The following is a 26,531-nucleotide window of genomic DNA, read 5'->3' on the forward strand; positions in this document are numbered from 1 at the left end:
CCATGACGTCCGGACGTCCGGACGCAGTGCTGGTGGCGGCCGCCCGGAAGGGGTCGGACGCCGCCTTCACGGCGCTGGTGACACGGCATCAACAGGGTCTGCGAGGTTTTCTGCGCCGACTCTGCCGAAACCACGCCCTCGCGGATGATATCGCGCAGGAGGCGTTCGTGGCGGCCTGGACGTCTCTGGGCAGTCTGAAGGATGCCTCCCGCTTTCGAAGCTGGCTCTACGGTCTTGGCTGGCGCCTCGCCGCAAACCGGTTCCGATCGGAGGACCGCCGCAGGACACGTGAGGAAGCCTATGTCGCGGAGCAGGCCGATGTGCCGGGGCTGTCGCCGGAAGACCGGATGGCGCTGGAACAGGCAATGTCGGAATTGCCGCCGGATCAGCGCGCCGCCGTCGCGCTTTGCCTGTCGGGCGGCTTCTCGCATACTGAGGCTGCGGAAACGCTTGGCCTGCCGGTCGGCACCGTGAAGTCGCACGTCGCACGCGGGCGCGCGAAACTGCTCGAAGCGCTGGGAGAGACCCATGACGAATGACGACAGGCTCGCAGCCTTCCTCGCCGCCGACGATGCTCCGGCAAACGATCCGGCATTCGTGACCGGCGTTGCCGAAGCTGTTGCAAAGCGCAGACTGCGCGTTGCACTCGCCCTGTCTGGCGCGCTGGCCGTCGCCTTGGGGGCGGTGACCTGGGCCGTGGCCCCGGCGATGGACGATCTCGGCGGCGTGCTGACGACACCCGGCCTGCCGATCGCGGCGCTGGTCGTCGCACTCGGCGCTTTCGGTCCGCAAATCATCCGCGGCATTACGAGGCTCGCGCCGACTCGGTCATAATCGCAGACAAGCCGGCCGGAGGGGGCCGGGCAGGGGGAGGTGCGCATGACGCTGTTGATCGTCGGACTGGTCCTGTTTCTTGGAATTCACTCGGTGCGGATCGTACCCGGCCTCAGGGTCGGCATGGTGAAAGGCTTCGGGGAGGGCGGTTACAAGCTGCTCTATTCCCTGCTGTCGATTGCCGGCTTCGTCCTGATCGTCTGGGGCAAGATCCAGGCGCACCCGTCGGAGATGGTCTGGGACCCGCCGGTCTGGTCTCGTACGGTCGCGCTGATTGCCGTGCCGCTGTCGCTGATCTTGCTGGTCTCGACCTATACGCCCGGCCATATCCGCCACACCGTGCGTCACCCGATGATGCTCGCCGTCTTCATCTGGTCCGGGGCACACCTGCTCGCCAATGGCGAACTGGCCTCGATCGTCCTGTTCGGCAGTTTCTTCGTCTGGTCCTTCCTGGTCCTGATCCCGGCCTTCATCCGGGGCGGGGCCCCTTCGACTCCGCCGGGCTGGGGCGGGGACGTCACGGCCGTGGTGATTGGCGGACTGATCGCCGCGGCGCTGGCCCGCTTCCACCTCTACCTGTTCGGCGTTGCCGTCATCGGCTGAAACCGCTGCATCCGAATTGCGCGGTCGCAGCATCTTGTCTGTGAACGGCACCTTGGGGGTGGCCGGTCGAGACCTGAAAGGAACACGTCATGGATGAAACGCTTATCCCGATCACCCTGTTTTTGATGCCGGTCTTCATCGTCGGCATCGTGATGTATTTCGGCAGCCGCAATCGCGCGGCTGTGCTGGAAACGGTTCGCGCTGCGGCGCAGGCCGGCCAGCAACTGAGCCCGGAAACGATCCGGGCGCTCGGCATGCCGCGCCGGAACAAGGGCGGTGATGTCCGCTGGGGCATCATCCTTCTCGCGATCGCGATCGCGTTTTCGATCCTCGGCTGGACGATCAACGCTGCGACTGACGAACCGGAAGCGTTCCAGATCATGCTGGGTGTGGCGTCCTTCCCGGGCCTCGTGGGTCTCGCCCTCATTGCGATGGGCGTATTCATGAAGTCCAGGAACGACGAAGACTGATCGCATTCACCTTTCAGGAGGGACGGGTGAAAGCTTCGGATGAAGAACTGGTCGCGCTGGTCGTGGCCGCCAGGGACACAGTCGCCTTCGGCGAACTCGTCCGGCGCCACCAGGGCCTTGTCCGATCCATGCTCGCCCGCATGTGCGGCAACCGGGCACTTGCCGAAGATCTGGCGCAGGAGGCCTTTATCCGGGCCTTCCGCAAGATCGGAAGCTTCACCGGAGCCGGGAGTTTCAAGGCCTGGCTCTGCCGCATCGCCTACAACGAATTCCTGATGTCGGCGCGCAAGCGCAAGGCGACGGAGAAGGCCATGGACCGGTTCAAACAGGATGTCGACGACACCGAAGCCCCGCGTGACATGGGTTCCGTCGTCGATCTCGACCGGGCGCTGGCGACGTTGAAGGAAGACGAACGCGCCGCCGTGGTGTTGTGTTACGCTTCCGGCCTGTCGCATTCGGAAGCAGCGGAGATGTTGAACATGCCGCTGGGTACTGTGAAATCGCATGTGAACCGGGGCCGGGAAAAGCTCAAGGCCTGGTTCGAGAAGTCGGAGGCATTGGTATCATGACCATCGAAGATGCATTCGACGCGCGTCTGAAGGCGGCCTTCGCCGACGCGCAGGACGATTACGAGCAGGACGCCGAATCCGCCGACGCCTTTGTGAAGCGCGTGCAGAACAAGATCGTCCGGCCCGATCGCCGCCGCATCCTCATCCTCGGCGCGGCAGGCTCGACCGGATCTGCCATCGCGGGTACGCAGCTGGAATCCTTCTTCTCCGGCGTCGACATCCCCGCCGACGGCATTCTGGCTTCCGTGGCCGGGTTCGCGACCCCGGAAACGATGGCAGCCGGCGTGCTGGCCATCATGATCTCCGGCTTCGCCTTCATCATACCCAAGCGTATCTGAGGCGCTTCGCCGCCCGCCCCTTTTCGCAGTGCAGCATCTGCCCTAGTGTCCGCCGCTCCGGTCCAGCATTTTTGGCCAGCAACGGAGCGGCGTTTCCATGTCAGCCCAGAACCGTATCAAGCGCATCGGCGTTCCGGACATTCGCGCCCGCAAGGGCGGCGAACCCCTGGTCTGCCTCACGGCATACGATTTTCCGATGGCACGCCTGCTCGACCCGCACTGCGACGTGCTGCTGGTCGGGGATTCGCTGGGCATGGTCGTGCACGGGCTCGACACCACGATCGGCGTCACGCTCGACATGATGATCCTGCACGGCAAGGCGGTGATGCGCGCTTCGAAACAGGCGCTCGTCGTGATCGATTTGCCCTTCGGCACCTACGAAGCCTCGCCCGAACAGGCCTTTGCCAGCGCCGCGCGCGTGCTCGCCGAGACCGGCGCGCAGGCGGTGAAGATCGAAAGCGGCGTCTATGCCGGCGATACGATCCGCTTCCTGACCGAGCGCGGCATCCCGGTGATGGGCCATATCGGTCTCAAGCCGCAGGCTGCGCTCAACGAGGGCGGGTTCAAGGCGCGGGGTCGCTCGAAGACGGAATGGGACCGCGTGATCGCCGAGGCCAAGGCCGCCGACGAAGCGGGGGCCTTCGCCATCGTGATCGAGGGTGTGGACGAGGAACTCGCACGCGAAATCACGGCGCAAGTCTCTGTTCCGACAATCGGAATTGGCGCGTCGCCAGCCTGTGACGGCCAGATTCTGGTCACCCAGGATCTGCTCGGCCTGTTCGACTGGGCCCCGAAATTCGTCAAACGTTACGCCTCGCTGGGCGAGACGGTCTCCGACGCCGTCGGCCGGTGGGCCGCCGATGTCCGCTCGCGTGAATTTCCGGCGGCTGAACAGACCTACCGGATCAAGCCGAACGACCGCTAACGCCGGTTGCCGCCATTCCCCGCTGCGGCTAGGGTCCGCGCCCATATTTGGAATAGCGTGACGAGGGCCGCGTGGCGGACATTTTCGAACAGGAAGTCGACGAGGAACTGCGCAAGGATCGGTATAATGCCCTCCTGCGCCGATACGGTCCCTGGGTGCTGGGGGTTGCCATCGTCATCATCGTCGGTGTCGGCGGCTGGCAGGCATGGGAAAGCTGGTCGAAGAACCAGCGCGATGCCGCATCCGATACCTATGTGTCCGCGGCGCGTCTCGTGGAGAACGAGCGTTTCGACGAGGCCGGTGTCGCGCTCGAACAGATCGCCGAAAATGGTCCGGACGGCTATGCCACGCTCGCTCTGATGCAACAGGGCGCCATCGCGCTGGAGCAGGGCGACAATGATGCGGCGCGCCGCCTCTTCGAACAGGCCGCCGCGCGCTCGCCCGAGCCGCTGGTGCGCGATCTCGCAACGCTGAAGGCCGCGCTCGCCGGGTTCGAAACCTACTCCACCGACGACCTGGCCAACCGACTGGGGCGCATTGCCTCCGGTGACAACGCGATGCGCTATCTCGCGACCGAACTGATCGCGTCGAAGGCAATGAGTGAAGGCGACTATGACCGGGCGCGCCGCGAATACGACAGCATCGTCTTCGCGCTCGATGCGCCGGATGGTGTGCGGGTTCGTGCCTCCGCGGCGTTGGCGCTCCTGAACCGTCTCGATCCGCAGGGTGCGGCGGAAGACGAGGAATTCGCCGGCGAAATCACGCTCGACGAGAATGTCGCAGGCGATGAAACGGGAACCGAAACCGGCGAGTTCACGCTCGGCGACGGCACCGAACCGGCCGCGGACGAAGACGCTCTGGACATCACCCTGCCGGAGGCCACGCTCGGCAATGCCGACAACGTGACCCCGGGCAGTGAAGACGATACAGCCGGCAGCGGCGAAGACGAGGAATAGGATTCATGATCGCGATGCGTTCGCTTTTCGCTGCCACGGCGGCTGCCATCCTTCTGACGGGCTGCTCGTCGGTGTCGAGCTTCAACCCGTTCGGCCCCCGCGACGATCGCGACCCGAGCGCGCCGCCCGAGGAGGACCGGATTTCCATCCTTCAGTTCGAGCAGCAGCTCGAAATCGCAGAGGATTCGGCGCCGGTTTCGCTGCCGACCGCCTATGTGAACACGGTCTGGCCGCAGGCGGACGGCTATCCGACCCACAATCTCCAGCACACCCAGGCGACAGGCAGCCTGTCGGTGCTGTGGCGCCGCAATTTCGGTGACGGCTCCGCCCGCAGCCGCCGCATCAATGCACGCCCGGTCGTTGCCGATGGCCGCATCTATGCGATCGACGCCAGCGGTACGGTCGTGGCGATGGACGCCGAAACCGGCGATGTCGCGTGGCGCCGCGAACTGCGCTCCGAGAGCCGCCGCGACCGCATGTCCTTCGGTGGCGGGATCGGTTTCGATTCCGGCCGCATCTACGCCCATTCGGGCTTCCGCTTCCTCGTTGCGCTTGACGCTGCCACCGGCAACGAGATCTGGCGCACCGAGGCCGACACGCCCTTCCAGTCCGCCCCGACCATCAATGGCGGCCGGGTCTATGTTGCGACCGATGACAACCAGCTCTACGCCTTCGACACCGACAACGGCGAATACATCTGGGCCCACCAGGGCATCATCGAAACCGCGCGCCTGCTGACCGGCGCCAGCCCGGCGGTTCTCGGCGACGTGGTCGTGGCGCCGTATTCATCCGGCGAAGTGGTCGCCATCCGGGTTCAGAACGGCACGCCGATCTGGTCGGATTCGCTGACGCGCGCCGGCGGCCTGACGCCGATCTCCGCGATCAATGACGTGGCGGGCAGCCCGGTCATGACCGAGGACCACGTATACGCGCTCAGCCATTCCGGCACGCTGGTTTCGCTCGACATGCGTTCGGGAGAGCGTCAGTGGACGCTTCCCGCCGGCGGACTCAACGCGCCGTGGATCGCGGGCAACTACCTCTTCCTCGTTACCGTCGAAGGCGAAGTGATCTGCGTCGACCGCATTGCGGGCGAAGTGAAATGGATCACCCGCCTGCGCGTGTTCGAGAACGAGAATCGCCGCCGCGACCGGATCGCTTGGGTCGGTCCGGTCATGGCCGGCGGGCGTCTCTTCCTGACGTCCTCCAATGGCTCGTCCGTCATCATCGACGCCACGGATGGCTCGATCATCCGCAGCTTCGACCTCAATGACGACGTTTACGTCGCCCCCATCATCGCGAACGAGACGATCTACATCGTCACCGATGAAGGGCGACTGATCGCCCTCCGCTAGACAGGCACGCAAGATATGGCCATCCCGAAGATCGCGGTGATCGGCCGGCCGAATGTCGGCAAGTCGACCCTGTTCAATCGGCTGGCCGGCAAGCCGCTGGCCATTGTCGACGACCGTCCCGGCGTCACCCGCGACCGGCGCGAAGCGCGCGGCCGGCTGGGCGATCTCGAAATGCTGCTGGTCGATACCGCCGGCTGGGACACCGAAGGTGTCGGCCAGATGGAAACGGAGATGCGCGACCAGTCCGAAAGCGCCGTGCAGCGCGCCGACATCTGCCTCTTCGTGATCGATGCCCGGGAAGGGATCACCGCGCTCGACCGCGACTTCGCCGACATCGTGCGCCGCTCCGGAAAGCCGGTCGTGCTGCTGGCCAACAAGGCCGAGGGCAAGGCCGGCGACGCCGGGATCGCAGAGGCCTATGGTCTCGGTCTTGGTGAGCCGATCCCGATTTCCGCCTCGCACGGCGAGGGGATGGCCGACCTGCAGGTCGCCATCATCCAGGGGCTCGGCGATTTCGACTATTCCGATGAGGACGAGGACGAGAACGCACCGCTGCGCATTGCCGTGATCGGCCGACCGAATGCCGGCAAGTCGACCCTGATCAATGCCCTCATCGGCGAGAAGCGCCTGATCACCGGTCCCGAGGCTGGCATCACGCGCGACGCCATCGCGGTCGATTTCCTGTGGGACGGCAAGCGGGTCCGTTTCCACGATACGGCGGGCCTCAGAAAGCGCGGCAAGGTCGCCGACCGCCTCGAGCGGATGAGTGCGGCGGATACGCTGCGCGCGGTGAAATTCGCCGAAGTGGTGCTGCTCGTGATCGATGTCGAACACCCGCTGGAAAAGCAGGACCTCCACCTCGCCGACATGGTGCTTCGCGAGGGTCGCGCGCTCGCCGTCGTCGTCGCCAAGATGGACAAGGTCGTCGCCCGCGAAGCGGTGATGAAGGACTTGCAGATCGAGTTCGAACGCCTCCTGCCGCAGGCCAAGGGATCGCCGCTGATCCCGGTCTCGGCGCTCAAGGGCAAGGGCCTCGACAAGATCATGCCCGCAGTCGCGAAACTGCACCATGACTGGAATGCCAAGGTGAAGACGCGCGATCTCAATGACTGGCTGCAGGACATGATCGCGCGCCACCCGCCGCCCGCGGTCAATGGCCGCCGGATGAAGCCGAAATACATGGCGCAGACCAAGTCGCGCCCGCCGACCTTCGTCCTGATGTGCTCACGCGCCGCAGCGATGCCGGAAGCCTACAAACGCTATCTGATCGGCGGTCTGCGCGAGGCGTTCGACCTGCCAGGCGTGCCGATCCGCCTGATCGTCAAGGGCGGCAAGAACCCTTACGTGGATAAAGATTGAGGGTGTTTCCCTCCCCTTGAAGGGGAGGGACGCGAGCGGCTGGCGTCAGCAAGACGGGAGCGGGGTGGGGTGAGCTTGTCTTTTACCCGGGGTTCCCGCGAAAGCGGGAATCTGAAGCCGGGCGCCAACTTCAAGTCCCCATTTTCATGGGGACCCCAGAACCATCTTGATTGACGTCTCCCGGACGGCGAAGCCGGTCCGGGATCCATGTCTCATTACTTCTGGACCCCGGTCTTCGCTGCGCGAAACCGGGGAGCGTCGGAAAAAAAATAGTGAAATGGCTCCCACCCCGGTCGGCTGGCTGACGCTCAGCCTCCCGGCCCTCTCCTCAAGGGGGAGGGCCGGGAGAGGACGGCGCTACTTCTCGTCCGGGAAGCTCACCCATTTCGCATGCCGCTTCGATGACGGCAGGCAGAGCGCGGAGATCGCGGGAGCGACCTCTTCCGGGGCGGGCAGGCTCATCGGGTCTTCGCCCGGGAAGGCCTTGGCGCGCATCGCGGTGCGGGTCGGTCCCGGATTGAACAGATTGACCCGGAGCGCCGAGGACATGTGTTCCTTCGCCCAGCTCTCCACCAACGCATCCAGCGCGGCTTTCGAGGCGGCATAGGGGGCCCAGTAGGGCTTGCGGTTCTTCGAAGCGCCCGAAGTCAGGAAGACGGCTCGGCCGGCGTCCGATGCCATCAGCAGCGGCTCGAAGGCGCGGATCAGGCGCGCCGGGGCGATCACATTGATCCCGAACACCGAATTCCAGGTCTTCGCGCTGACATGGCTGGCCGGCGTCAGCTCGCCCAGTACGCCGGCATTGGCGACGAGGATGTCGAGCTTCTGCCAGCGGTCCTTCACGATCCCGGCCAGCTTCTCGATGCCGTCGCTTTGCATCAGGTCGAGCGGCACCAGCGTCGACTGTCCGCCGGCCTCGCGGATCGCGTCGTCCAGCTCCTCGAGGCCGCCTTGTGTGCGGGCGGTCGCGATGACGTGCGCGCCCTTCGCGGCGAGATCCAGCGCCACGGCGCGGCCAATCCCCCGCGAGGCACCGGTTACCAGTGCCACGCGGCCTTCAAGCGTTTTGTCTGTCATGCGTCGACCAGGAAGGAGAGCTGGCGGTCCTTGTCGGAGACCGCACGTTCGTTATCGATCAGGCGAGTGGGGTAATCGCCGGTGAAATAATGGTCGGCGAGCTGCGGCTGACGCGGATTGCGCGCTTCGCCGAGGATCGCCTCATACATGCCGTCGACCGACAGGAAGCCGAGGCTGTCAGCCCCGAGCGCTTCGGTCATTTCGGCGGTTTCCATGCGTGCCGCCATCAACTCGCTGCGCTGCGGCATGTCGATGCCGTAGAAATCCGGATTGATGATCGGCGGACAGGCGGAACGGAAGTGAACTTCCTTCGCCCCGGCCTCGCGCACCATCTGAACGATCTTCCGGGAAGTCGTGCCGCGCACGATGGAATCGTCCACCAGCAGAACGCGCTTGCCGCGCAGGACGGCGGCATTCGCGGAATGCTTGCGCCGCACGCCGAGATCGCGCTTGGCCTGCGTCGGCTGGATGAAGGTCCGACCCGCGAAGTGACCGCGGATAATGCCCATCTCGAACGGTTTCCCGGCCGCCTCGGCATAGCCCAGAGCGGACGGCACGCCGCTATCGGGAACCGGAACGATCACGTCGACATCGGCGGGAGCGTCCTGAAAGAGGCGGCGGCCCATCGCCTTGCGCGCCTGGTAGACGCTGATGCCGCCGATCACCGAGTCAGGGCGGGCGAAATAGATGTATTCGAAGGCGCACGGGCGCGCCGCGCGGGCCGGTGCAAAGCGCCGCGATTCCAGACCATCCTCGCTGATGATCACGACTTCGCCGGGCTCGATCTCGCGCTCGAACTTCGCGCCGACAATGTCGAGCGCGCAGGTTTCCGAGGCAAGGATATAGCCGCCATCGAGGCGGCCGAGCACGAGCGGACGGATGCCGAACGGATCCCGCGCGCCGATCACCCGGTTATTCACCAGCGCGACGAGCGCGAAGGCGCCCTCGATCTGCTTCAGCGCGTCGAGGAAGCGGTTGGCCGATTTCGCGCGCGGCGACCGCGCGGCGAGCTGCAGTATGACTTCCGTATCGCTGGTCGACTGGAAGATCGATCCGCCGGAGACCAGTTCCTCGCGCAGCGTGCGGGCATTGGTCAGATTGCCGTTGTGGGCGACCGCGATGCCGCCGCCGCGAACGTCGGCATAGAGCGGCTGGACATTGCGCAGCACGGTCGCGCCCTGCGTCGAATAGCGGACATGGCCGATCGCGGCATCGCCGGCGAGGCGCTGCGCGGTGTCGGGTCCGGCGAAATTCTCGCCGACGAGGCCGAGTTGGCGTTCCGTGTAGAAGCGGGCACCGTCATGGCTGACGATGCCGCAGCTTTCCTGGCCGCGGTGCTGCAGGGCATGGAGGCCGAGCGCGGCGACGAGCGAAGCTTCCGGCACGCCGGACACGCCAACGACGCCGCACTCCTCGCGCAGCTTGTCGGCAACTTCATCATAGGTGACGGTCGGAAAGCGAGGCGTCATGCGCCATCATCCTCATTCGTCCGCTCCCGGATCAGGTCCTCGATCGAGCGCGGCGTTTCGTCGTCTCGGGTCTCGTCTCCGGACGGCGCCTCAATAGCCGGACTCTGCCCGACACGCGAGTCCTCCGGGGCGAGCGCTTGCAGCACCCGGGCCGATGCATTCACCAGCGGATATATGCGCGACTCCACCATCCAGCTAGGGGCGGTGCTGCCGGGCGTCGCGGACGCGAAGACGATGAGGATGAGGCCGAGAATGACGAGGCCGCGAATGAGGCCGAAGATGAAGCCGAGCGCACGGTCCACGACGCCGACATCCTCGCCTTCCTTCACATTCCGGACGAGCCCGCCGGTCACGAAGCTGACGGCAAGGAAGACGAGGAGGAAGATCACGCCGAGCGTGACGATATTGGCGATGAGGTCGCTCGGGATGAATTCGCGCGCCAGGCCGATGAAGACCGGCCGGGCCCAGAGCGAGGCGAGCGCCGCTGCCACGAAACCGGTCACCGAAAGGGCCTCGCGGACGAAGCCGCGCATCAGCGCCATGAGGCCGGACCCGATGAGAATCGCCAGGGCGATGCCGTCAAACGCGCTGAGCCCTTCCATCGCCTACTCCTTTACGCTGAGCGCCTCGATCCGCCGCACCAGATCGATCACGCTCGATACACCGCTCACTGTAACACCGGCCGCAAGTTCCGTCGCATTCGAAGGTGCCAGCGCCTTCGAGAAGCCGAGCTTTGCGGCCTCCTTCAGGCGGGCATCGGCGCGACCGACAGGCCGCACATCGCCCGACAGGCTGATTTCCCCGAATACCACCGAATCGGCGGGCAGCGGCGCATCCAGCGCGGACGACACCAGCGCCGCCGCGACGGCGAGGTCGGCGGCCGGCTCGGCGATCTTCAGCCCGCCGGCGACATTGAGGTAGACGTCACGCCCGCCGAAGGCGAGGCCGCAACGAGCCTCCAGTACGGCGAGCACCATGGCCAGGCGGCCTGAATCCCAGCCCACCACGGTCCGTCTCGGCGTGCCGAGCGGGGATTGCGCGACAAGCGCCTGGATCTCGGTCAGGACCGGGCGCGTGCCTTCCATGCCGGCGAACACGGCAGCGCCTGAAGCCGGCTCTCCTCGCCCGTCAAGGAAGAGGGCGGACGGGTTGGCGACTTCCTGCAGCCCGCTATCGCCCATTTCAAACACGCCGATCTCGTCGGTCGGGCCGAAGCGGTTCTTCACGGCGCGCAGGATCCGGAACTGGTGGCTGCGCTCGCCCTCGAAATAGAGCACGGCGTCGACCATGTGTTCGACCACGCGCGGGCCCGCGATCTGCCCGTCCTTGGTAACGTGACCGACGAGGAGGACGCAGGCGCCGGTCTTCTTGGCGAAGCGCGTCAGCTCCTGCGCACAGGCCCGCACCTGGGCGACCGTACCCGGTGCCGCGGCCAGCTGGTCGGTCCACATCGTCTGGATGGAGTCGATGATGACGATGTCGGGCTTTTCCGCCTTCAGCCCGTCGAGAATCGCGGTGAGCGCGGTTTCCGCGGCGAGCTGCACCGGAGCATCGGCTAAACCGAGCCGCTTGGCCCGGCGGCGCACCTGTCCAGCGGATTCCTCGCCCGAGACATAGGCCGTGGTCACGCCCTTGCGTGCGAGGCCCGCGACGGCTTGCAGCAGCAGGGTCGACTTCCCGATGCCGGGATCGCCGCCGACCAGCAGGGCGGAGGCGGGCACCAGGCCGCCGCCGCACACCCGGTCGAACTCCGCGATTCCCGACTGCAGCCGCGTCGGGTCCGGGCTGTCGCCGCCGAGATCGACGAAATCGATCTTGCCGCGACGCGTCTTCTTCGGTGCGCTGGCGGAAGACCCGAGCGGCGCGGACGCGCCGGCCGTCTCTTCCATCAATGTGTTCCACTCGCCGCAGGAATCGCAGCGGCCCGACCATTTCGGCTGAAAGCCGCCGCAGCTCTGGCAGACGAAGACGGTGTCGGTGCGGGCCATGATATCGAATCGGTCAGCGGCGTCGGGGCTGCAGTTTCGGGACAGGGGCGGGAGAGGGCAAGAACTCCCTCAGTCGTCATACCCGCGTTGCCGCCATTTCCCCTCGCCCCCATTTGGGAAAGAGGGTGGCGCGTAGCGCCGGGTGAGGGGGCAGAGTCCCTCATCTGACTACGGAGCAGAACCCCTCATCCGCCCTTCGGGCACCTTCTCCCCTTCAAAAGGGGAGAAGAGAGCGCGCGCACTGTCGAATTCCCAATGCCTGTCCCCGTGAAGGCGGAGAAAGGACGAGGGGAACTCACACATAAACCCGTTCCAGCCTCGACCCGAGCCGCGTCAGGACTTCATAGGCCAGCGTGCCGGACGCCGCGGCAAAGGCATCGAGATCGGGGCCGAGGAAGCGGACGCTCTCGCCCGGTTTGGCACTATCGCCTGCATCGGTCACATCGAGCGTGATGAGATCCATGGAGACACGGCCCGCGATCGGCAATTTCACGTCCCCGATACGGCCATACCCGCCCTTCTGCGCCGCGCGGAACATGCCGTCGGCATAGCCGAGCGCCACGACGGCCAGCCTGCGGTCGGCTTCGGTCGTCCAGGTCGCGCCATATCCGGCACTGTCGCCGGGCCGGGCCTGCCGTACCTGCAGGATCGGGGTCTCGATGGTCGCCGCGGATTCGAACGGATTGGCCCCTGTCGCGCGCGGCGCCCCGCCGTAGAGCGCGATGCCCGGCCGGACGAGGTCGCCGTGCGCCGGGGTGTCGAGAAAGCATCCCGCCGAGTTCGCCAGCGAGGTTCGCACGCCCGGGAAGGCACCGCGCACGGTGGCGAAACGCTCGATTTGCGTGGCGTTGAGATTGTGTCCCGGCTCGTCGGCGCAGGCGAAATGGCTCATGACGAGATCCGGTTGACGCTTCCCCGCGAGGTCCGCGACGCCAGAGACGTCGATCATTGGTATACCGAGCCGGTTCATCCCGGTATCGAAATGCAGTGCGTATGGGCCGGCCGGCCCAGCCAGCCAGTCACGCAGCTGTTCAGGCGAGTTGATGACCGGGATCAGGGCAGACCGGGCAATGGCCTGCACGTCGGCGGACCAGAAACCGTGCAGCACGAAGATCTGCGCCCCGCCGCCTACGGCGGCGCGAACGATCTCGCCCTCATGGGCATTGGCGACGAAGAAAGACTTTGCGCCAGCATGCAGCAGGACGGGCGCGATCGCCGCGGCTCCGAGCCCATAGGCGTCGGCCTTCACCACGGCGGCGACTTCGGCTCCGGCGGTCATGTCCTGCAGGCGGGCATAATTCCGGCGGATCGCGCCGAGATCGACGATCAGGCGCGGGTAGGGGACCGCCTCACCGGATGGAGTCGTCATACCGGTCCGTCATGACGAGGTCGGAGAACTTCGTCCGCGCCGCGTCGAAGGCGAGCTTCACTGTGCCGATCGGGCCGTGACGCTGCTTGCCGATAATCACTTCAGCATGGCGTTCGATGGCGCGGAATTCCTCTTCCCATGCCAGGTATTCCGGCGTGCCTTCACGCGGCTTCTCGCGTTCCTTGTAGTAGGCCTCGCGGTAGACAAACATCACGACGTCGGCGTCCTGCTCGATCGAGCCGGATTCACGCAGGTCGGAGAGCTGGGGCTTCTTGTCGTCGCGCTGCTCGACCTGACGCGACAGCTGCGAAAGCGCGATCACCGGAACCGACAATTCCTTGGCCATGGCTTTCAGGGCCTGCGTGACTTCGGAGACTTCCTGCACCCGGCTATCGGACTTGCCCGACGACCCGGTCACGAGCTGGAGATAGTCGACCACGATCAGGTCGAGCCCGTGCAGCCGCTTCAGACGGCGCGCCCGCGCGGTTAGCGCTCCGATGGGCAGGCCACCGGTATCGTCGATGTAGAGCGGCAGGCCCTGGATCTCGAGCACGCCGTCGCGGATTTCCTCGTACTGCGCCGCATCGATCTCGCCGCGGCGGATCATGTAGCCGGGAATGCCGGTGTAGTCGGCGATCAGACGCGTCGCGAGCTGTTCGGCCGACATTTCGAGGCTGAAGAAGCCGACCACGCCGCCCTTGGTGGTCTTGCGCGTGCCGTCGGCCAGCGTTTCGTACTGGTAGTTCTTGGCGACTTCGAAGGCGATGTTCGTCGCCAGCGCGGTCTTACCCATCGAGGGACGGCCCGCGAGGATGATCAGGTCGGACGGGTGGAGCCCGCCGAGCTTCTCGTCCATCGCTTTGAGGCCCGAGGAGACACCCGACAGGCCGCCTTCGCGCTCATAGGCCGCCGCGGCCATCTCGATGGAGTCCGCCAGCGCATCCTTGAACGACACGAAGCCCTTCTGCGCGCCGCCGGTTTCGGCCAGTTCGAACAGCTTCTTCTCGGCCGTCTCGATCAGCTTGCGGCCATGCGTTTCAGGCGATGAATCGATGGCGTCCTTGGCCAGTTCCGCACTGACACGGATCAGCGCGCGTCTGAGGGCGAGGTCGTAGACCAGCTGGGCGTATTCGACCGCCGCGGCGCTGTCGGCGGCGCTTTCCAGCAGCACGGCGAGATAGGTCGAGCCGCCGATTTCCTTCAGCCCGCCATCGCGCTCGAAATCGGTCTTCAGAACGACGGCGTCGGCCAGCGAGCCGCGAACGATCCGGTCGGACGCCGCCTGATAGATGCGGCCATGCACGGGGTCGTAGAAATGCGAGGCCTTCAGCCAGTCGCCGACCCGGTAATAGAGCTCGTTGTCATAGAGGAGCGCGCCGAGAAACGCCTGCTCCGCATCGAGATTGTGCGGCGGCGCGTCGGCGGAAAGGTCGTGCGGTTCGGCAAGGGCGGGCAGCGCAGTCATGCGTCGGGTATAGCCGGGCACTGGCCGACCCCCAACCTCGCTTTGCCGTTAACCACACCTATTTTTCCGTGATGTGGATAAGCCGTGAAACGCCAATGAAACAGGCTCGACCGGGCAAAGAAAAAGGCGGGCCGCGATGGCCCGCCTTGATCGTGTGCGGATGAACCGGAGAGGATCAGTCCTCTTCGGACTCCTCGCCTTCGGCCGCGATGGCTTCCTTGGTGGCTTCCAGCTCGTCCGGCTCCTGGCCGGCTTCGAACAGTTCGGCCGCCTGGGCTTCGGCGATCGCGCGGTCTTCGTCGTATTGCGAGGCGATGACGTCTTCGCCTTTCGCCTGACGCTCCGCTTCTTCTTCGCTGCGGGCGACATTGATCGAAACGGTCACGAACACTTCGGCGTGAAGGCGGATGCGCACTTCATGAACGCCGAGCGTCTTGATCATTTCCTTCAGGTCGACCTGCGAACGCGCCACGGTCAGGTTGTCGGTCGACACCACATCGGCGATATCGCGCGAATTGACCGAACCGTAGAGCTGGCCGGTTTCGCCGGCCTGGCGGATCAGCACGTAGGAATTGCCGTCGATCTGCTTGGCGTCTTCCGACGCGGCATCGCGGCGTTCCGCATTGCGCTTTTCGATGATCTCACGCTCGCGCTCGAACCGGGCCTTGTTGGCGTCGGTCGCACGCAGCGCCTTGTCCTGCGGCAGCAGGAAGTTGCGGGCGAAGCCCGGCTTCACGGTGACGACGTCACCGATACCGCCGAGATTTTCCACGCGCTCGAGAAGAATGACTTGCATCTGATCCTCCCTACTTCACGGCGTACGGCAGGAGGGCGAGCTGGCGGGCGCGCTTGATGGCGCGGGCCAGTTCACGCTGCTTCTTCGCCGACACGGCCGTGATGCGGGCCGGGACGATCTTGCCGCGCTCGGACATGTAGCGCTGCAGCAGCTTCGGGTCCTTGTAGTCGATCTTCGGCGCGTTTTCGCCGGAGAACGGGCACACCTTCCGGCGGCGCGTGAACGCGCGGCGGACAGGCAGGTTCGAAATGGTGGTATCAGCCATGATCTGAACTCCTAGCGGCGATCGTCGCGGCGGCGGCGATCGTCCTTCTTGGACAGGATCGCGGACGGTTTCTCGTCCAGCTCGTCGATGCGCAGCGTCATGTGACGGATGATGTCTTCAGACAGGCGCTGACGGCGGTCCAGCTCGGCGATGACGTCGGCCGGAGCATCGATGTCGATCAGGCCGTAATGACCCTTGCGGTTCTTCTCGATGCGGTAAGCCAGATTGCGCAGACCCCAGTATTCGGTCTTGGCAACCTTGCCGCCCTTTTCCTCGATCATGGTTTTCACATCCTCGACCAGCGTCTCGGCCTGGGCAGGCGAGAGGTCCGGACGAGCGATGAAGACGTGCTCGTAGTAAGCCATTGGGCTCCCTTCCTTATGGACTGCGGCGCGTTGGAACCGAAGGGCCGGATTCCGCGGCGGTGGCTCCCCATTCGCGTAACGGCACCATGCCGTCACATGTCGGTGGAATGAGGACCGCAATCGCTCAAGAGGCGCGCAGGTAGCCGATTGCGCCGCAAAGGGCAAGGGAGAAGGGCGGTCAGGCCTTCCGGCTGCGCTTATGCCGGAAGGCAATGATCTCCATCACGCCGTCCCGAACGCGGTAGTGAAGAACGTGATGCCCGGATCGAAAGCGGCGAACCTTGCCCTCAAATCCGTCGATCAAGACGCCGAGTTCCGGGTGATTGGCGATCTGTTCGCATGTGGCGCGCAGTCCGTCGATGTATGCAATCGCCTGCGCATCACCCCATTGCTCGACGGTATAGTGCGCGATGGCCTCAATATCCGAGGCAGCCTCACGAGATAGTCTGAAGCGAGGCACTTATTTCGCGAGACGCGACTTCAAATCGTCGAAGAAGGTCGCCCCGTCGACGGTGCGGCCGGCATCAAGGTCAGCAAGCCCCTTCTCGATCTTGTATCGCTCGATTTCCGCGACCTGGAATGCCAGTTCGGCATACTCCGCCTCCGAGATCATCACGGCCGTGGCGCGGCCATGCTTCTCGATGCGGACGGGTTCGCGTTGTGCGGCGTCGAGCAATTCCCCGAAACGGTTCTTGGCATCGGCCGCTGAAAACGTGCGCATGAGGGACCCTCCAGCATTTTGACCATTTTAGCCAATTTAGCCAAAATGGCCAATCACTCCGCCTCCTCGCAATACCGGCCGGCCATCACGAAGGTGCCGCCGCGTTCCTCGCAGGCCTTGATCGGATCGAAGATGATACCGATTGCCACGACGATCGCCCCGCCGACGAGCAGGAAGAGGATCACTGAAAGGAATCGTTTCGCGAGCGGTCGTCTCATCCCGGGAACATATCAAATGAACGCGCGTCGATGAATTGAACGCGGTTCACTGGCAAGCATGCGCCGTTCGCGGCTTGCCAGCGCGCGCTTGCCCGGTCTATCGACGGAGCAACGAGGAACGAAAACACCGGGGGTACGACCCGCCATGACACTCGCATTCGTGTTTCCCGGACAGGGAAGCCAGGCCGTCGGCATGGGCAAGGGACTGGCCGAATCCTTTCCCGAAGCCCGCGCCGTATTCGATGAGGTCGACGCCGCGCTTGGTCAGAAACTGTCCGCTCTGATGTGGGACGGCCCGGCCGACGAACTGACGCTGACCGAGAATGCCCAGCCGGCCATCATGGCCACCAGCCTCGCCGTAATGCGTGTACTGGAAAGCGAGTTCGCCGTGACGGCTGATGCAGCGAAATTCGTTGCCGGTCACTCACTCGGCGAATATTCCGCGCTTGCCGCCGCCGGAGCGCTTTCGCTGACCGATGCTGCGAAACTGCTGAAACTGCGCGGACAGGCGATGCAGAAAGCCGTGCCGGTCGGCGAGGGAGCGATGGCCGCGCTGATCGGGGCTGATCTCGATCAGGCCGAAAAGGCCGCCGCCGCTGGGTCGGCGCAAGGCGTCTGCCAGGTCGCCAATGACAATGCCCCCGGCCAGGTCGTCATTTCCGGCGCCAAGACCGCGGTCGATGCCGCGATTGCTGCCGCGCAGGAAATGGGCGTGAAGCGCGCGATGCAGCTGCCGGTCTCCGCGCCCTTCCATTGCGCGCTGATGCAGCCGGCCGCCGACGCCATGGCCGAAGCGCTCGCCGCGGCCAGCATTTCTGCGCCGCGCGTCCCGGTCGTCGTGAATGTGCGCGCCCGTCCGGAGAGCGATCCCGAAGCGATCCGCAATCTGCTCGTCGAGCAGGTCACGGGCCGCGTCCGCTGGCGCGAAAGCGTCGAGTGGATGGCGGGTGAAGGCGGCATCGCCACCTTCGCCGAAGCGGGCGGGAAGGTGCTGACCGGCATGCTCAAGCGCATCGCGCCGGACGCCGCAGGCGTGACGCTCGTCGGCGCAGACGACATCGTGAATTTCGCAGCTTCCGTGAAAGGATAGCGATCATGTTCTCACTCGAAGGCAAGAACGCGCTCGTCACCGGCGCCACTGGCGGCATCGGCGGCGATATCGCCCGCGCGCTCCATGCCCAGGGCGCGACCGTCGCCCTGTCCGGCACACGGAAGGAAAAACTCGACGCGCTTGCGGCCGAACTCGGTGACCGCGTCCACGTGCTGCCGTGCAATCTGTCCGACGGTGAAGCCGTCGACGCGCTGCCGAAACAGGCGGCCGAGGCGATGGGCTCGCTCGACATCCTCGTCGCCAATGCCGGCATCACCAAAGACCAGCTTCTTATGCGCATGAAGGACGAGGACTGGTCTGACGTGCTGAAGGTCAATCTGGAAAGCTATTTCCGCCTGTCCCGCGCCGCGCTGCGCGGCATGATGAAGTCCCGGTGGGGCCGCATCATCGGCATCACGTCCGTGGTCGGCGTCACCGGCAATCCGGGCCAGACGAATTATTCCGCCTCCAAGGCCGGCATGATCGGCTTCTCCAAATCGCTCGCCCAGGAAGTCGCCTCGCGTGGCGTGACGGTGAATTGCGTCGCGCCCGGCTTCATCGCCTCGCCGATGACCGACGCGCTGACCGACGACCAGAAGGCGGCGATCCTCAACAAGATTCCTTCCGGCGATCTTGGCAGCGGCGCGGATATCGCCGCGGCCGTCGCCTATCTTGCCAGCGACGAGGCGCGATACGTCACCGGTGTGACGTTGCACGTCAACGGCGGAATGGCGATGATCTAGGGAAGAAATTCGGACGTGTCCGGGCCCGCCCGGACCGTCTGGCATTGCGTGGGGCTTCGTGTTACCAGCCCCGCATCATCAGGTTGGAAGCGCGTGTCTTTGGCGCTTCCCGCTCGCATCGGCGCCGCGTAAGGTTTCAGCGGCTAGAACAAAAGGACTGCCCCATGTCTGATGTCTTTGAACGGGTCCAGAAGATCGTTGTCGAGCACCTCGACGTCGAAGAGGACAAGGTCACGGAAAAGGCCAGCTTCATTGATGATCTCGGCGCGGACTCGCTCGACAATGTCGAGCTCGTCATGGCGTTCGAGGAAGAGTTCGATATTGAAATCCCGGACGACGCTGCGGAACACATCCAGACCGTTGGCGACGCCGTGAAGTTCATCTCTGAAAAGGTCAACTAAGACCGGGTTTTCGATGCGCCGCGTCGTCGTCACAGGTCTGGGTCTGGTCACACCGCTCGGTTGCGGTGTGGATCTGGTCTGGAAACGGCTTCTTGCGGGCCAGTCGGGCATCCGCCGGATCGATCATTTCGACGTCGAGGATCTCGGCTCGAAGATCGCCGGCATCGTCCCCCGCCATGACGGGCGGGGCGGCGGTGGCCCGGACGTGGAGGGGAGTTTCGACCCCGACGCGATCATGAGTCCGCGCGAGCAGCGGCGCATCGACGACTTCATGCTCTACGGCATCGCGGCGGCTGACGCCGCGATCGCCGATTCCGGCTGGCAGCCGGAGTCTGAGGAAGACCGCGAACGCGCCGGCGTGCTGATCGGTTCTGGAACCGGCGGTCTCGAAACCACCTACAACGCATCGATCACGCTAAGGGAAGAAGGTCCGCGGCGCCTGTCGCCCTTCGCCATTCCCGGCATGATCATCAATCTGGCGTCTGGCCAGGTCTCGATCCGTCACGGGCTGAAAGGTCCGAACCATTCCGTCGTCACGGCCTGTTCGACCGGCGCCCACGCGATCGGCGATGCTGCGCGGCTGATCCAGTATGGCGACGCCGACATCATGGTCGCGGGCGGTGCGGAGGCGGCCATCTGCCGCCTCGGCGTGGGCTGTTTCGTGGCAGCCCGTGCCATGTCGACCGGGTTCAACGACACGCCGGAGAAGGCCTCCCGTCCCTATGACAAGGACCGCGACGGCTTCGTCATGGGCGAAGGCGCGGGCATTCTCGTGCTCGAGGAATACGAACACGCCAAGGCGCGCGGCGCGAAGATCTACGCCGAAGTGTCCGGCTATGGTCTCTCGGGCGATGCTTTTCACATCACCGCACCGGCCGAAGACGGCAATGGCGGCTACCGCTCCATGCGCGCCGCGCTCAAGCGTGCCGGCCTCGAACCGGCCGATATCGATTACGTCAACGCCCACGGCACCTCGACTCCGAAAGGCGACGAGATTGAACTCCGGGCGGTCGAACGCCTGTTCGGCGATGGTTCGAAGAATCTCGTCATGTCGTCGACCAAATCGGCGATCGGACATCTGCTCGGCGCGGCCGGTGCGGTGGAAGCGATCTTTTCGATTCTCGCCATCCGCGACGGCATCTGTCCGCCGACGCTCAATCTCGACAATCCGTCGGTCGAGACACCCATCAATCTCGCACCCAAGGTCGCCGTAGAGCGGCCGGTGCGCGCTGCGCTGTCGAACTCCTTCGGGTTCGGCGGCACCAATGCTTCGGTCGTTTTCAAGTCCGTCGCGTGAACCGGAGCGCGGGGGAGGCGCACCCGTGATGAGCGTCCGTCATCCGTCCGAGTCCGATCCGCGCAGCGGCCGCGTTCTTGTCGCCCTGCTTGGCTTTCTGGTCGTCCTGATCCTCGCTGGCGCCGGCGTGGCCTTCTTCGCCTGGTCCTGGGTCCAGTCGAAGTTCGACGCCCCCGGGCCCGCAGTGGAGGAGACCATCGTGGTCATCCCGCGCGGTGAGGGCCTGATCCAGATCGCCAATCGGTTCGAGCGCGAAGGCGTCGTGTCGGACGCCCGGCTCTTCCGTCTGTTGGTGACGCTGGAGGAAGCCGACCGCGACCTGCGCGCCGGAGAATACGCCTTCCCGCCGGAAGCCTCGATGCGCGACATCCTGGAACAGGTTCGCGAAGGCGTGGTCGTGCAATACCCGATCACCTTCGCCGAAGGCCTGACCAGCGCGATGATCGTGCGCATTCTGGAAGCCAGCGAAGTTCTGACCGGCGAGATCGCCGAGACCCCGCCGGAGGGCAGCTTGCTGCCCGAAACCTATCTGGTTCAGCGCGGCACGCCGCGCAGCGAGATCATCGCCCGCATGCAGTCCGACCAGGACGCGCTCATAGCGCGGCTTTGGCCGAACCGCGCCGGCGACCTGCCTTTCGACACGATCGAGGAGGCGATCATCCTCGCCTCGATCGTCGAAAAGGAGACCGGTATCGCCGAGGAACGCCCGCGCGTCGCGGCCGTGTTCGTCAATCGTCTGCGCCGGGGTATGAGACTCGATAGCGACCCGACCATCATCTACGGCATCACGGGCGGGGAACCGCTTGGCCGCGGCATCCGGCGCTCCGAGCTCGACAACACGAACAACCCCTACAACACCTATCACTTCGCCGGTCTGCCGCCGGGTCCGATCGCCAATCCGGGACCGGACGCGATTGCCGCGGTACTGAACCCGGCGGACACGCGGGACCTGTTCTTCGTCGCCGATGGCACGGGCGGTCACGTCTTCGCCGAGACCTATGCCCAGCATCAGCGCAATGTCGCGAACTGGCGCCGGATCGAACGCGAACGGGGAGGCCGCTGACATGGCCAGACTGTCCGGAATGACGGGCTTTGCCCGCACCGAGGGCCAGCACGCAGGCTGGAACTGGACGTGGGAAGTGCGTTCGGTCAACGGCAAGGGGCTCGACCTGCGCCTGCGCATGCCGCCCGGCTATGACGCGATTGAAGGCCCGCTTCGCGACATTGCCCGTACCGCCTTCACCCGCGGCTCGATCCAGGCCGGTTTGACCATCGCGCGCGACGAGACTGCCGGTGCAGCTGCCATCGACGAAGCGCGTCTGGCCGCGCTGATCGAGGCGAGCCGCCCCTGGGTCGAGAGCGGCAAGGTGGCTCCGCCCGCATTTGACGGTCTCTTGCACGTGAGGGGCGTCCTGAAGGCGGAGGACGAGATCGCCGAAGAGGATCGAGAGGCGCTGCACGGAGCGCTGCTGACCTCGTTCGAGACGGCGGTGAAGGCGCTCAAGGTTGCGCGCGAGGACGAAGGCAAGGCGCTCTCGGCAATCCTGACCGCGCAGGTCGGAGAAATCGAGACGCTCGCCGCCGATGCCGCCCAGACCGCGAGCGCGCGGATCGACACCATTCGTGATCGTCTGGCCACGCGCATTGCCGATCTGGTTGGAAGTGACTTCCCCGAGGAGCGCCTGGCCCAGGAAGTCGCCGTTCTGGCACTGAAGGCGGATGTACGCGAAGAGCTCGACCGGCTGGGTGCGCACATCGCAACGGCGCGCGATCTGATCGCGGCCGGGTCGCCTGCGGGCCGCAAGCTCGACTTCCTGTCACAGGAGTTCAACCGCGAAGCCAACACGCTATGTTCGAAGTCCGGCGATTCGGACCTTACCCGGATCGGCCTCGCCTTGAAGACCGTGATCGACCAGTTCCGGGAGCAGGTCCAGAATGTCGAGTGATCCCTATCATTCCCCGCGTTATCCCGGTGGCCGCCGGGGAATGATGTTCGTCCTGTCGAGCCCGTCCGGGGCCGGCAAGACGACGCTGTCCAAGCGGCTGATGGACAAGAATCCCGACATCCTGATCTCGGTCAGTTGGACGACCCGCGCCCCGCGCCCCGGCGAGGAAAATGGCCGCGACTACGTCTTCGTCAGCCAGGATGAATTCGAAAAGAACATAGCCGCCAACGGCTTCTACGAATACGCCAAGGTGTTCGACCACTATTACGGTACGCCGCGTGCGCCGGTCGAAGAGGCGCTGGCCGAAGGCCGTGACGTGATCTTTGACATCGACTGGCAGGGCGCGCGCCTGCTCGCCGAGGCGGCCCCTAATGATGCGGTTCGTGTCTTCATCCTGCCGCCCTCGCTGCGGCTTCTGGAAGACCGGCTAAGGAAGCGCGGCCAGGACCCCGAAGCGGTGATCAGCCGCCGCATGGACCGCGCCGAGGCGGAAATCTCGCACTGGAACGAATACGACTACGTCATCGTCAACGAGGACTTCGCCCGCGCGCTCGAGGAGATCGACCTGATCCTCCATGCCGAGCGCCTGCGCCGCACGCGCCGCCCCTGGCTCGAAGGCTTCGTCTCCGAACTGTTCAAGGAACGGAAATAACTTACGACGTCATCGACGTTTCCCGGACGGCGAAGCCGATCCGGGATCCAGTCTGGACCCCGGTCTTCGCTTCGCGAAACCGGGGAGCGTCGGGATGAGAAACTGCATTGAGTCCCCCAACTTACCCCTTCGCCATCCGCCAAGCCTCTGCAAGGCGGAAGAAACCTTCTGGCGGAATCGTCTCGGCGCGGGCCGTAGGCTCGATTCCGGCCTCGGTCAGCAGATGCTCTGCGGTCGTTCCGGCCTTCGCCGCCGCCGCTGACAGGCTGGAGCGCAGCATCTTCCGGCGCTGGCCGAAGGCGGACTCCGTCACGGCTTCCAGCGCATCGAGATCGTTGAACCGCTTCTCCGCGGGCAGGGGATGGAGCACGACAACCGCTGATTCCACCTTGGGCGGGGGCGTGAACGCCCGGGCCGGGACTTTCAGGCCGATCCGCGCGCTGGCGACGGCGCCGGTCAGGACCGCCAGCCGGCCATAGGCCTTCGTTCCGGCCTTGGCGACGACCCGGTCGGCCACTTCGCGCTGGAACATCAGGATCGCCGCCGACCACCAGATCGGTGAGGCCTTCAGCCATTTGATCAGCAGTGGCGTACCGACATTGTAGGGCAGGTTGGACGCGATGATGGCCGGCTGTCCGGCGACGAGCGCCGCCTCGTCGGCTTCCAGCGCATCCGCCTCGATCAGGGTCAGGCGGTTGCCATGATGCGCTCCGGCCTCTTCGAGCGCGGGGAGGAAGCGCGGGTCCTTCTCGATCGCGATCACGTGGCTGGCCTCGGTCGCCAGAAGCGCGCGCGTGAGCCCGCCCGGTCCCGGTCCGATTTCGACCGCAATCAAACCTTCGAGCGAACCGGCAAGGCGCGCGATCTTGGCCGTGAGATTGAGGTCGAACAGGAAGTGCTGACCGAAGGATTTCTTCGCATCGAGCCCGTGCGAAGCGATCACCTCGCGCAGCGGCGGCAGTTCGCTCATACCCCGCGCCTCCGGCCCATGTCTGCTGCCAGCTTGATCGCCGCGATTAGGCTGTCAGCGCGCGCGATACCCTTGCCCGCAATATCGAACGCCGTGCCGTGATCGGGCGAGGTGCGCACGATCGGCAGGCCGAGCGTGACATTCACCCCGTTCCAGAAATCGAGCGCTTTCAGCGGGATCAGCCCCTGGTCGTGGTAAAGGCAGATCGCGGCGTCATATCCTGCGCGCGCCTCGGCGTGGAACATCGCGTCGGGCGGCAGCGGCCCAGCGATGTCGAGACCGTCCGCGCGCAGGGCGTCGGCGGCGGGAGTGATGATCTCGATCTCCTCCCGCCCGATATGGCCGTTTTCGCCCGCATGCGGATTGAGCCCGGCCAGCGCCAGCCTGGGCGATTCAATCCCGAAGTCCCGCTTCAGCGCTTCGTTCGTCACCCGCGCGACACGCTGGATGCGAGCCGCATCAAGCGAGGCGATCGCCTCACGCAGTGGCAGGTGGATCGAGACCAGCGCCACGCGCAGCGACGGGCCAGCGAGCATCATCACGGGGCCGCGCGCGCCGTCCACGGGCAGGTCGGCGGTCAGTTCCGCGACAAATTCGGTGTGGCCGGGATGCGTGAAACCTGCCTCCCGCAAGACCGATTTCGCGATCGGATTGGTCACCACCCCGCAGGCATCGCCGGCGACGGTCAACCCGACGGCGCGCTCGATCGAGGAGACGGTCGCGGGCGCATTCCGGCCATCGGGCACGCCCGGGCGGGCGGGCACGGCAAGACGGGAGGGAAGGACGGGCAGGGCGCGCTGAAATGTGCCCGAGGCATCGGACGGAGCGGCAATCCCGGCGGCGTCGGGTCCGTAAAGCGAGGGATCGCCGATCACGAAGAAGACCGGTCCGCCATCTTTCAGAGCCCGCCAGGCGGCACGCGTGATTTCCGGGCCGATCCCGGCCGGATCACCCTGCGTGACGGCGACGGGCCGTCCCATGGCTAGCGGTATTCGATCGTCGCTTCGCGGCGCAGGTCACGCAGCCAGCGGCGCGACTGATTGGACAATTGCTGGCCGCGCAGCTGTTCCTCGACATCGTCGCGGGTCGGCATGCCGGGGCCGCCGATCGAGCGTTCGCAGACGAGGAAGGCCTGACGCCCGGCTGCCGTGTCCAGCACCTGCGTGTGGTCGCCCGTGCCAAGACCGTTCAGCGCATCGCGGATATTCGGGAGCAGCGAGCTCGCCGGAATCTCGCCGAGCGGCGTCGCGAACGCGCCCGGAACGCCGGAAATTGCGCTGTCGACATTCTCGCAGTTCGCCCGCTCCAGCGCGCGGCGCAGTTCGTCAGCCGTCGTGTCGGTAACCGAGCTGGTCGGGACCGTCACCTGCGTCAGGTCATACTGGACCGTCGTCGTGCCTTCGCGCTTCTGGATCATCGCGATGATCATGTAGCCGCCCGGAACGCGGATCGGACGCGACAACTGACCGGGCTGAAGGACCTGCGCCACCTGCTCGACTTCCGGGCGCAACTGGCCGCCGAGCACCCAGCCGACTTCACCGCCATTGGCAGCGGACGGAGCGGCGGAGAATTGCTGCGCAACCACCTGGAAGGGCGCGCCTTCACGCAGCGCGTTCAGCGCCGCCGTCGCTTGCTGTTGCAGGCGCTCTTCGCCGCCCGCGGAGGTCAGTTCGAGAAAGATTTCCGCGATATAGTATTGCGGCTGCGACGCGCTGGCGGCGATGCGTTCCAGCGCGGCTTCGATCTGCTGGTTCGACACGCGGATCCGGCTGCCATAGCGGCCGCTGACGATGATCTGCCAGGCGATTTCCGCTTCCAACTGACGGCGCAGCGTGGAGATGTCCACGCCCGCGGACGCCAGTTCCTGCTGGATCTGGGCGCGGGTCGTGCCGTTTCGTTCGGCGATGTCGTCGATGGCCTGATCGACCTCGGCTTCGTCGACATCGACGTCGAATTCCGCGGCGGCCTGAAGCTGCAGCGTCTCGTCGATCAGGCCGCGCACGGCCTGTTCCTGGATTCGCTCGATGGCTTCGGGCGAAGGCTGTTGACCGGAAGACGCGATGATCATCCGCATGCGATTGCGCACGTCCACCGTCGTGATGGGCTGGTCATTGACCAGGGCGACGATGCCCTCGACCTGCTGGGCGGAAACCGCCGGAGCGGTTGCCAGCGCCAGGGCGGCGGCGAGCGAGGACATGAGAATGCGGGCGCGGTGCTTCATGACGTTCCGGTTCTTCAGACGCGTTCGAGAAAATACCCATTGGCGGGCAGGAGGCAATCGCCGCGACTGCAC

32 protein-coding genes are annotated in these 26,531 nt (G+C 65.5%); 17 read left to right on the top strand and 15 right to left on the bottom strand.

The window, feature by feature from the left end; translation table 11 throughout:
* Positions 1-2: 2 nt before the first annotated feature.
* From L5876_RS02515 to der, 10 genes are all read left to right on the top strand, one after another.
* The gene (locus L5876_RS02515; RefSeq protein ID WP_236954510.1) at positions 3-539 is read left to right on the top strand and encodes an RNA polymerase sigma factor; all 537 of its coding nucleotides are present in this window, start codon (positions 3-5) and stop codon (positions 537-539) included.
* On the top strand, positions 529-834 hold the full coding sequence (locus L5876_RS02520; RefSeq protein WP_236954511.1) for a hypothetical protein: 306 nt from the start codon (positions 529-531) through the stop codon (positions 832-834). The genes L5876_RS02515 and L5876_RS02520 overlap by 11 nt, the downstream gene beginning before the upstream one ends.
* Positions 835-879: 45 nt before the next feature.
* Positions 880-1,437, top strand: coding sequence for an NnrU family protein (locus tag L5876_RS02525; protein ID WP_236954512.1), 558 nt, complete (start codon positions 880-882; stop codon positions 1,435-1,437).
* An 89-nt stretch (positions 1,438-1,526) separates the two neighbouring features.
* Positions 1,527-1,907, top strand: coding sequence for a DUF6249 domain-containing protein (locus L5876_RS02530; protein WP_236954513.1), 381 nt, complete (start codon positions 1,527-1,529; stop codon positions 1,905-1,907).
* Between the two features lie 26 nt (positions 1,908-1,933).
* Positions 1,934-2,476, top strand: coding sequence for a sigma-70 family RNA polymerase sigma factor (locus tag L5876_RS02535; RefSeq protein ID WP_039710652.1), 543 nt, complete (start codon positions 1,934-1,936; stop codon positions 2,474-2,476).
* Positions 2,473-2,814 carry a hypothetical protein gene (locus L5876_RS02540; protein ID WP_236954514.1) on the top strand — a complete coding sequence of 114 codons (342 nt, stop codon included), beginning with the start codon at positions 2,473-2,475 and terminating at the stop codon, positions 2,812-2,814. Before L5876_RS02535 ends, L5876_RS02540 begins: the two co-directional genes overlap by 4 nt.
* 97 nt (positions 2,815-2,911) lie before the next feature.
* Positions 2,912-3,739 carry a 3-methyl-2-oxobutanoate hydroxymethyltransferase gene (panB, locus tag L5876_RS02545; RefSeq protein ID WP_236954515.1) on the top strand — a complete coding sequence of 276 codons (828 nt, stop codon included), beginning with the start codon at positions 2,912-2,914 and terminating at the stop codon, positions 3,737-3,739.
* A 71-nt stretch (positions 3,740-3,810) separates the two neighbouring features.
* Positions 3,811-4,695 carry a tetratricopeptide repeat protein gene (locus L5876_RS02550; protein ID WP_236954516.1) on the top strand — a complete coding sequence of 295 codons (885 nt, stop codon included), beginning with the start codon at positions 3,811-3,813 and terminating at the stop codon, positions 4,693-4,695.
* Positions 4,696-4,700: 5 nt separating this feature from the next.
* Positions 4,701-6,047, top strand: a complete 1,347-nt coding sequence (locus tag L5876_RS02555; RefSeq protein WP_236954517.1) for a PQQ-binding-like beta-propeller repeat protein — start codon at positions 4,701-4,703, stop codon at positions 6,045-6,047.
* A gap of 15 nt (positions 6,048-6,062) precedes the next feature.
* Positions 6,063-7,406, top strand: coding sequence for a ribosome biogenesis GTPase Der (der, locus tag L5876_RS02560; protein WP_236954518.1), 1,344 nt, complete (start codon positions 6,063-6,065; stop codon positions 7,404-7,406).
* A gap of 357 nt (positions 7,407-7,763) precedes the next feature.
* Here the strand turns inward: der and L5876_RS02565 are convergent, their stop codons facing one another.
* The 12 genes from L5876_RS02565 to L5876_RS14740 form a co-directional block, all read right to left on the bottom strand.
* A complete protein-coding gene (locus tag L5876_RS02565) occupies positions 7,764-8,483 on the bottom strand; it encodes an SDR family NAD(P)-dependent oxidoreductase (protein ID WP_236954519.1) in 720 nt (239 codons plus the stop codon).
* Complete coding sequence (gene purF, locus L5876_RS02570; protein WP_039710659.1) at positions 8,480-9,952, bottom strand: amidophosphoribosyltransferase; 1,473 nt, start codon at positions 9,950-9,952, stop codon at positions 8,480-8,482. The genes L5876_RS02565 and purF overlap by 4 nt, the downstream gene beginning before the upstream one ends.
* Positions 9,949-10,554: a CvpA family protein gene (locus L5876_RS02575; protein WP_236954520.1), complete on the bottom strand. Its 606-nt coding sequence runs from the start codon at positions 10,552-10,554 to the stop codon at positions 9,949-9,951. Before L5876_RS02575 ends, purF begins: the two co-directional genes overlap by 4 nt.
* A gap of 3 nt (positions 10,555-10,557) precedes the next feature.
* Complete coding sequence (radA, locus tag L5876_RS02580; protein ID WP_236954521.1) at positions 10,558-11,940, bottom strand: DNA repair protein RadA; 1,383 nt, start codon at positions 11,938-11,940, stop codon at positions 10,558-10,560.
* 295 nt (positions 11,941-12,235) lie between these two features.
* Positions 12,236-13,309 (bottom strand): alanine racemase, encoded by a 1,074-nt coding sequence (alr, locus tag L5876_RS02585; RefSeq protein ID WP_236954522.1) that lies wholly within the window; start codon positions 13,307-13,309, stop codon positions 12,236-12,238.
* A complete protein-coding gene (locus L5876_RS02590; protein WP_236954523.1) occupies positions 13,290-14,774 on the bottom strand; it encodes a replicative DNA helicase in 1,485 nt (494 codons plus the stop codon). The genes alr and L5876_RS02590 overlap by 20 nt, the downstream gene beginning before the upstream one ends.
* A 175-nt stretch (positions 14,775-14,949) precedes the next feature.
* Positions 14,950-15,570 carry a 50S ribosomal protein L9 gene (gene rplI / locus L5876_RS02595; protein WP_236954524.1) on the bottom strand — a complete coding sequence of 207 codons (621 nt, stop codon included), beginning with the start codon at positions 15,568-15,570 and terminating at the stop codon, positions 14,950-14,952.
* Positions 15,571-15,580: 10 nt separating this feature from the next.
* The gene (rpsR, locus tag L5876_RS02600) at positions 15,581-15,835 is read right to left on the bottom strand and encodes a 30S ribosomal protein S18 (RefSeq protein WP_052289226.1); all 255 of its coding nucleotides are present in this window, start codon (positions 15,833-15,835) and stop codon (positions 15,581-15,583) included.
* Between the two features lie 11 nt (positions 15,836-15,846).
* Positions 15,847-16,200 (bottom strand): 30S ribosomal protein S6, encoded by a 354-nt coding sequence (rpsF, locus tag L5876_RS02605; protein ID WP_236954525.1) that lies wholly within the window; start codon positions 16,198-16,200, stop codon positions 15,847-15,849.
* A 178-nt stretch (positions 16,201-16,378) separates the two neighbouring features.
* Positions 16,379-16,660, bottom strand: coding sequence for a type II toxin-antitoxin system RelE/ParE family toxin (locus tag L5876_RS02610; protein ID WP_236954526.1), 282 nt, complete (start codon positions 16,658-16,660; stop codon positions 16,379-16,381).
* A complete protein-coding gene (locus L5876_RS02615; RefSeq protein WP_236954527.1) occupies positions 16,661-16,921 on the bottom strand; it encodes a type II toxin-antitoxin system Phd/YefM family antitoxin in 261 nt (86 codons plus the stop codon). It abuts the gene before it with no gap.
* Positions 16,922-16,974: 53 nt separating this feature from the next.
* Positions 16,975-17,106 (bottom strand): hypothetical protein, encoded by a 132-nt coding sequence (locus L5876_RS14740; protein WP_272906797.1) that lies wholly within the window; start codon positions 17,104-17,106, stop codon positions 16,975-16,977.
* 178 nt (positions 17,107-17,284) lie between these two features.
* Between L5876_RS14740 and fabD the strand changes: the two genes are divergently transcribed.
* The 7 genes from fabD (at position 17,285) to gmk (ending at position 23,268) form a co-directional block, all read left to right on the top strand.
* Complete coding sequence (fabD, locus tag L5876_RS02620) at positions 17,285-18,229, top strand: ACP S-malonyltransferase (protein ID WP_236954528.1); 945 nt, start codon at positions 17,285-17,287, stop codon at positions 18,227-18,229.
* Between the two features lie 5 nt (positions 18,230-18,234).
* Positions 18,235-18,972, top strand: a complete 738-nt coding sequence (gene fabG, locus L5876_RS02625) for a 3-oxoacyl-[acyl-carrier-protein] reductase (RefSeq protein WP_236954529.1) — start codon at positions 18,235-18,237, stop codon at positions 18,970-18,972.
* A gap of 164 nt (positions 18,973-19,136) precedes the next feature.
* Positions 19,137-19,373 (top strand): acyl carrier protein, encoded by a 237-nt coding sequence (locus L5876_RS02630; RefSeq protein WP_039710667.1) that lies wholly within the window; start codon positions 19,137-19,139, stop codon positions 19,371-19,373.
* A 13-nt stretch (positions 19,374-19,386) separates the two neighbouring features.
* Entirely contained in the window at positions 19,387-20,670 is a 1,284-nt protein-coding gene (fabF, locus tag L5876_RS02635) for a beta-ketoacyl-ACP synthase II (RefSeq protein WP_236954530.1), read from the top strand.
* Positions 20,671-20,698: 28 nt separating this feature from the next.
* Positions 20,699-21,733: an endolytic transglycosylase MltG gene (gene mltG / locus L5876_RS02640; protein WP_236954531.1), complete on the top strand. Its 1,035-nt coding sequence runs from the start codon at positions 20,699-20,701 to the stop codon at positions 21,731-21,733.
* 1 nt (position 21,734) lies between these two features.
* On the top strand, positions 21,735-22,616 hold the full coding sequence (locus tag L5876_RS02645) for a YicC/YloC family endoribonuclease (protein WP_236954532.1): 882 nt from the start codon (positions 21,735-21,737) through the stop codon (positions 22,614-22,616).
* On the top strand, positions 22,606-23,268 hold the full coding sequence (gene gmk / locus L5876_RS02650) for a guanylate kinase (protein ID WP_236954533.1): 663 nt from the start codon (positions 22,606-22,608) through the stop codon (positions 23,266-23,268). Before L5876_RS02645 ends, gmk begins: the two co-directional genes overlap by 11 nt.
* Positions 23,269-23,389: 121 nt before the next feature.
* On the opposite strand, the gene rsmA is transcribed toward gmk, so the two are convergent.
* The 3 genes from rsmA to L5876_RS02665 are packed head-to-tail and all read right to left on the bottom strand — an operon-like array spanning position 23,390 to position 26,459.
* Positions 23,390-24,238: a 16S rRNA (adenine(1518)-N(6)/adenine(1519)-N(6))-dimethyltransferase RsmA gene (gene rsmA / locus L5876_RS02655; RefSeq protein ID WP_236954534.1), complete on the bottom strand. Its 849-nt coding sequence runs from the start codon at positions 24,236-24,238 to the stop codon at positions 23,390-23,392.
* Complete coding sequence (gene pdxA, locus L5876_RS02660) at positions 24,235-25,218, bottom strand: 4-hydroxythreonine-4-phosphate dehydrogenase PdxA (protein ID WP_236954535.1); 984 nt, start codon at positions 25,216-25,218, stop codon at positions 24,235-24,237. The genes rsmA and pdxA overlap by 4 nt, the downstream gene beginning before the upstream one ends.
* 2 nt (positions 25,219-25,220) lie before the next feature.
* A complete protein-coding gene (locus tag L5876_RS02665; RefSeq protein ID WP_236954536.1) occupies positions 25,221-26,459 on the bottom strand; it encodes a peptidylprolyl isomerase in 1,239 nt (412 codons plus the stop codon).
* Positions 26,460-26,531: the final 72 nt, after the last annotated feature.

The sequence above is a fragment of the Hyphobacterium sp. SN044 genome (assembly GCF_021864465.1).
Taxonomy (GTDB): Bacteria; Pseudomonadota; Alphaproteobacteria; order Caulobacterales; family Maricaulaceae; genus Hyphobacterium.

Coding starts and splice junctions, on each gene's coding strand:
- L5876_RS02515 (WP_236954510.1), top strand. CDS start 3: ATGACGTCCGGACGTCCGGACGCAGTGCTGGTGGCGGCCGCCCGGAAG.
- L5876_RS02520 (WP_236954511.1), top strand. CDS start 529: ATGACGAATGACGACAGGCTCGCAGCCTTCCTCGCCGCCGACGATGCT.
- L5876_RS02525 (WP_236954512.1), top strand. CDS start 880: ATGACGCTGTTGATCGTCGGACTGGTCCTGTTTCTTGGAATTCACTCG.
- L5876_RS02530 (WP_236954513.1), top strand. CDS start 1,527: ATGGATGAAACGCTTATCCCGATCACCCTGTTTTTGATGCCGGTCTTC.
- L5876_RS02540 (WP_236954514.1), top strand. CDS start 2,473: ATGACCATCGAAGATGCATTCGACGCGCGTCTGAAGGCGGCCTTCGCC.
- panB (WP_236954515.1), top strand. CDS start 2,912: ATGTCAGCCCAGAACCGTATCAAGCGCATCGGCGTTCCGGACATTCGC.
- L5876_RS02555 (WP_236954517.1), top strand. CDS start 4,701: ATGATCGCGATGCGTTCGCTTTTCGCTGCCACGGCGGCTGCCATCCTT.
- der (WP_236954518.1), top strand. CDS start 6,063: ATGGCCATCCCGAAGATCGCGGTGATCGGCCGGCCGAATGTCGGCAAG.
- L5876_RS02565 (WP_236954519.1), bottom strand. CDS start 8,483: ATGACAGACAAAACGCTTGAAGGCCGCGTGGCACTGGTAACCGGTGCC.
- purF (WP_039710659.1), bottom strand. CDS start 9,952: ATGACGCCTCGCTTTCCGACCGTCACCTATGATGAAGTTGCCGACAAG.
- L5876_RS02575 (WP_236954520.1), bottom strand. CDS start 10,554: ATGGAAGGGCTCAGCGCGTTTGACGGCATCGCCCTGGCGATTCTCATC.
- radA (WP_236954521.1), bottom strand. CDS start 11,940: ATGGCCCGCACCGACACCGTCTTCGTCTGCCAGAGCTGCGGCGGCTTT.
- alr (WP_236954522.1), bottom strand. CDS start 13,309: ATGACGACTCCATCCGGTGAGGCGGTCCCCTACCCGCGCCTGATCGTC.
- L5876_RS02590 (WP_236954523.1), bottom strand. CDS start 14,774: ATGACTGCGCTGCCCGCCCTTGCCGAACCGCACGACCTTTCCGCCGAC.
- rplI (WP_236954524.1), bottom strand. CDS start 15,570: ATGCAAGTCATTCTTCTCGAGCGCGTGGAAAATCTCGGCGGTATCGGT.
- rpsR (WP_052289226.1), bottom strand. CDS start 15,835: ATGGCTGATACCACCATTTCGAACCTGCCTGTCCGCCGCGCGTTCACG.
- rpsF (WP_236954525.1), bottom strand. CDS start 16,200: ATGGCTTACTACGAGCACGTCTTCATCGCTCGTCCGGACCTCTCGCCT.
- L5876_RS02615 (WP_236954527.1), bottom strand. CDS start 16,921: ATGCGCACGTTTTCAGCGGCCGATGCCAAGAACCGTTTCGGGGAATTG.
- fabD (WP_236954528.1), top strand. CDS start 17,285: ATGACACTCGCATTCGTGTTTCCCGGACAGGGAAGCCAGGCCGTCGGC.
- fabG (WP_236954529.1), top strand. CDS start 18,235: ATGTTCTCACTCGAAGGCAAGAACGCGCTCGTCACCGGCGCCACTGGC.
- L5876_RS02630 (WP_039710667.1), top strand. CDS start 19,137: ATGTCTGATGTCTTTGAACGGGTCCAGAAGATCGTTGTCGAGCACCTC.
- fabF (WP_236954530.1), top strand. CDS start 19,387: ATGCGCCGCGTCGTCGTCACAGGTCTGGGTCTGGTCACACCGCTCGGT.
- mltG (WP_236954531.1), top strand. CDS start 20,699: ATGAGCGTCCGTCATCCGTCCGAGTCCGATCCGCGCAGCGGCCGCGTT.
- L5876_RS02645 (WP_236954532.1), top strand. CDS start 21,735: ATGGCCAGACTGTCCGGAATGACGGGCTTTGCCCGCACCGAGGGCCAG.
- gmk (WP_236954533.1), top strand. CDS start 22,606: ATGTCGAGTGATCCCTATCATTCCCCGCGTTATCCCGGTGGCCGCCGG.
- rsmA (WP_236954534.1), bottom strand. CDS start 24,238: ATGAGCGAACTGCCGCCGCTGCGCGAGGTGATCGCTTCGCACGGGCTC.
- pdxA (WP_236954535.1), bottom strand. CDS start 25,218: ATGGGACGGCCCGTCGCCGTCACGCAGGGTGATCCGGCCGGGATCGGC.
- L5876_RS02665 (WP_236954536.1), bottom strand. CDS start 26,459: ATGAAGCACCGCGCCCGCATTCTCATGTCCTCGCTCGCCGCCGCCCTG.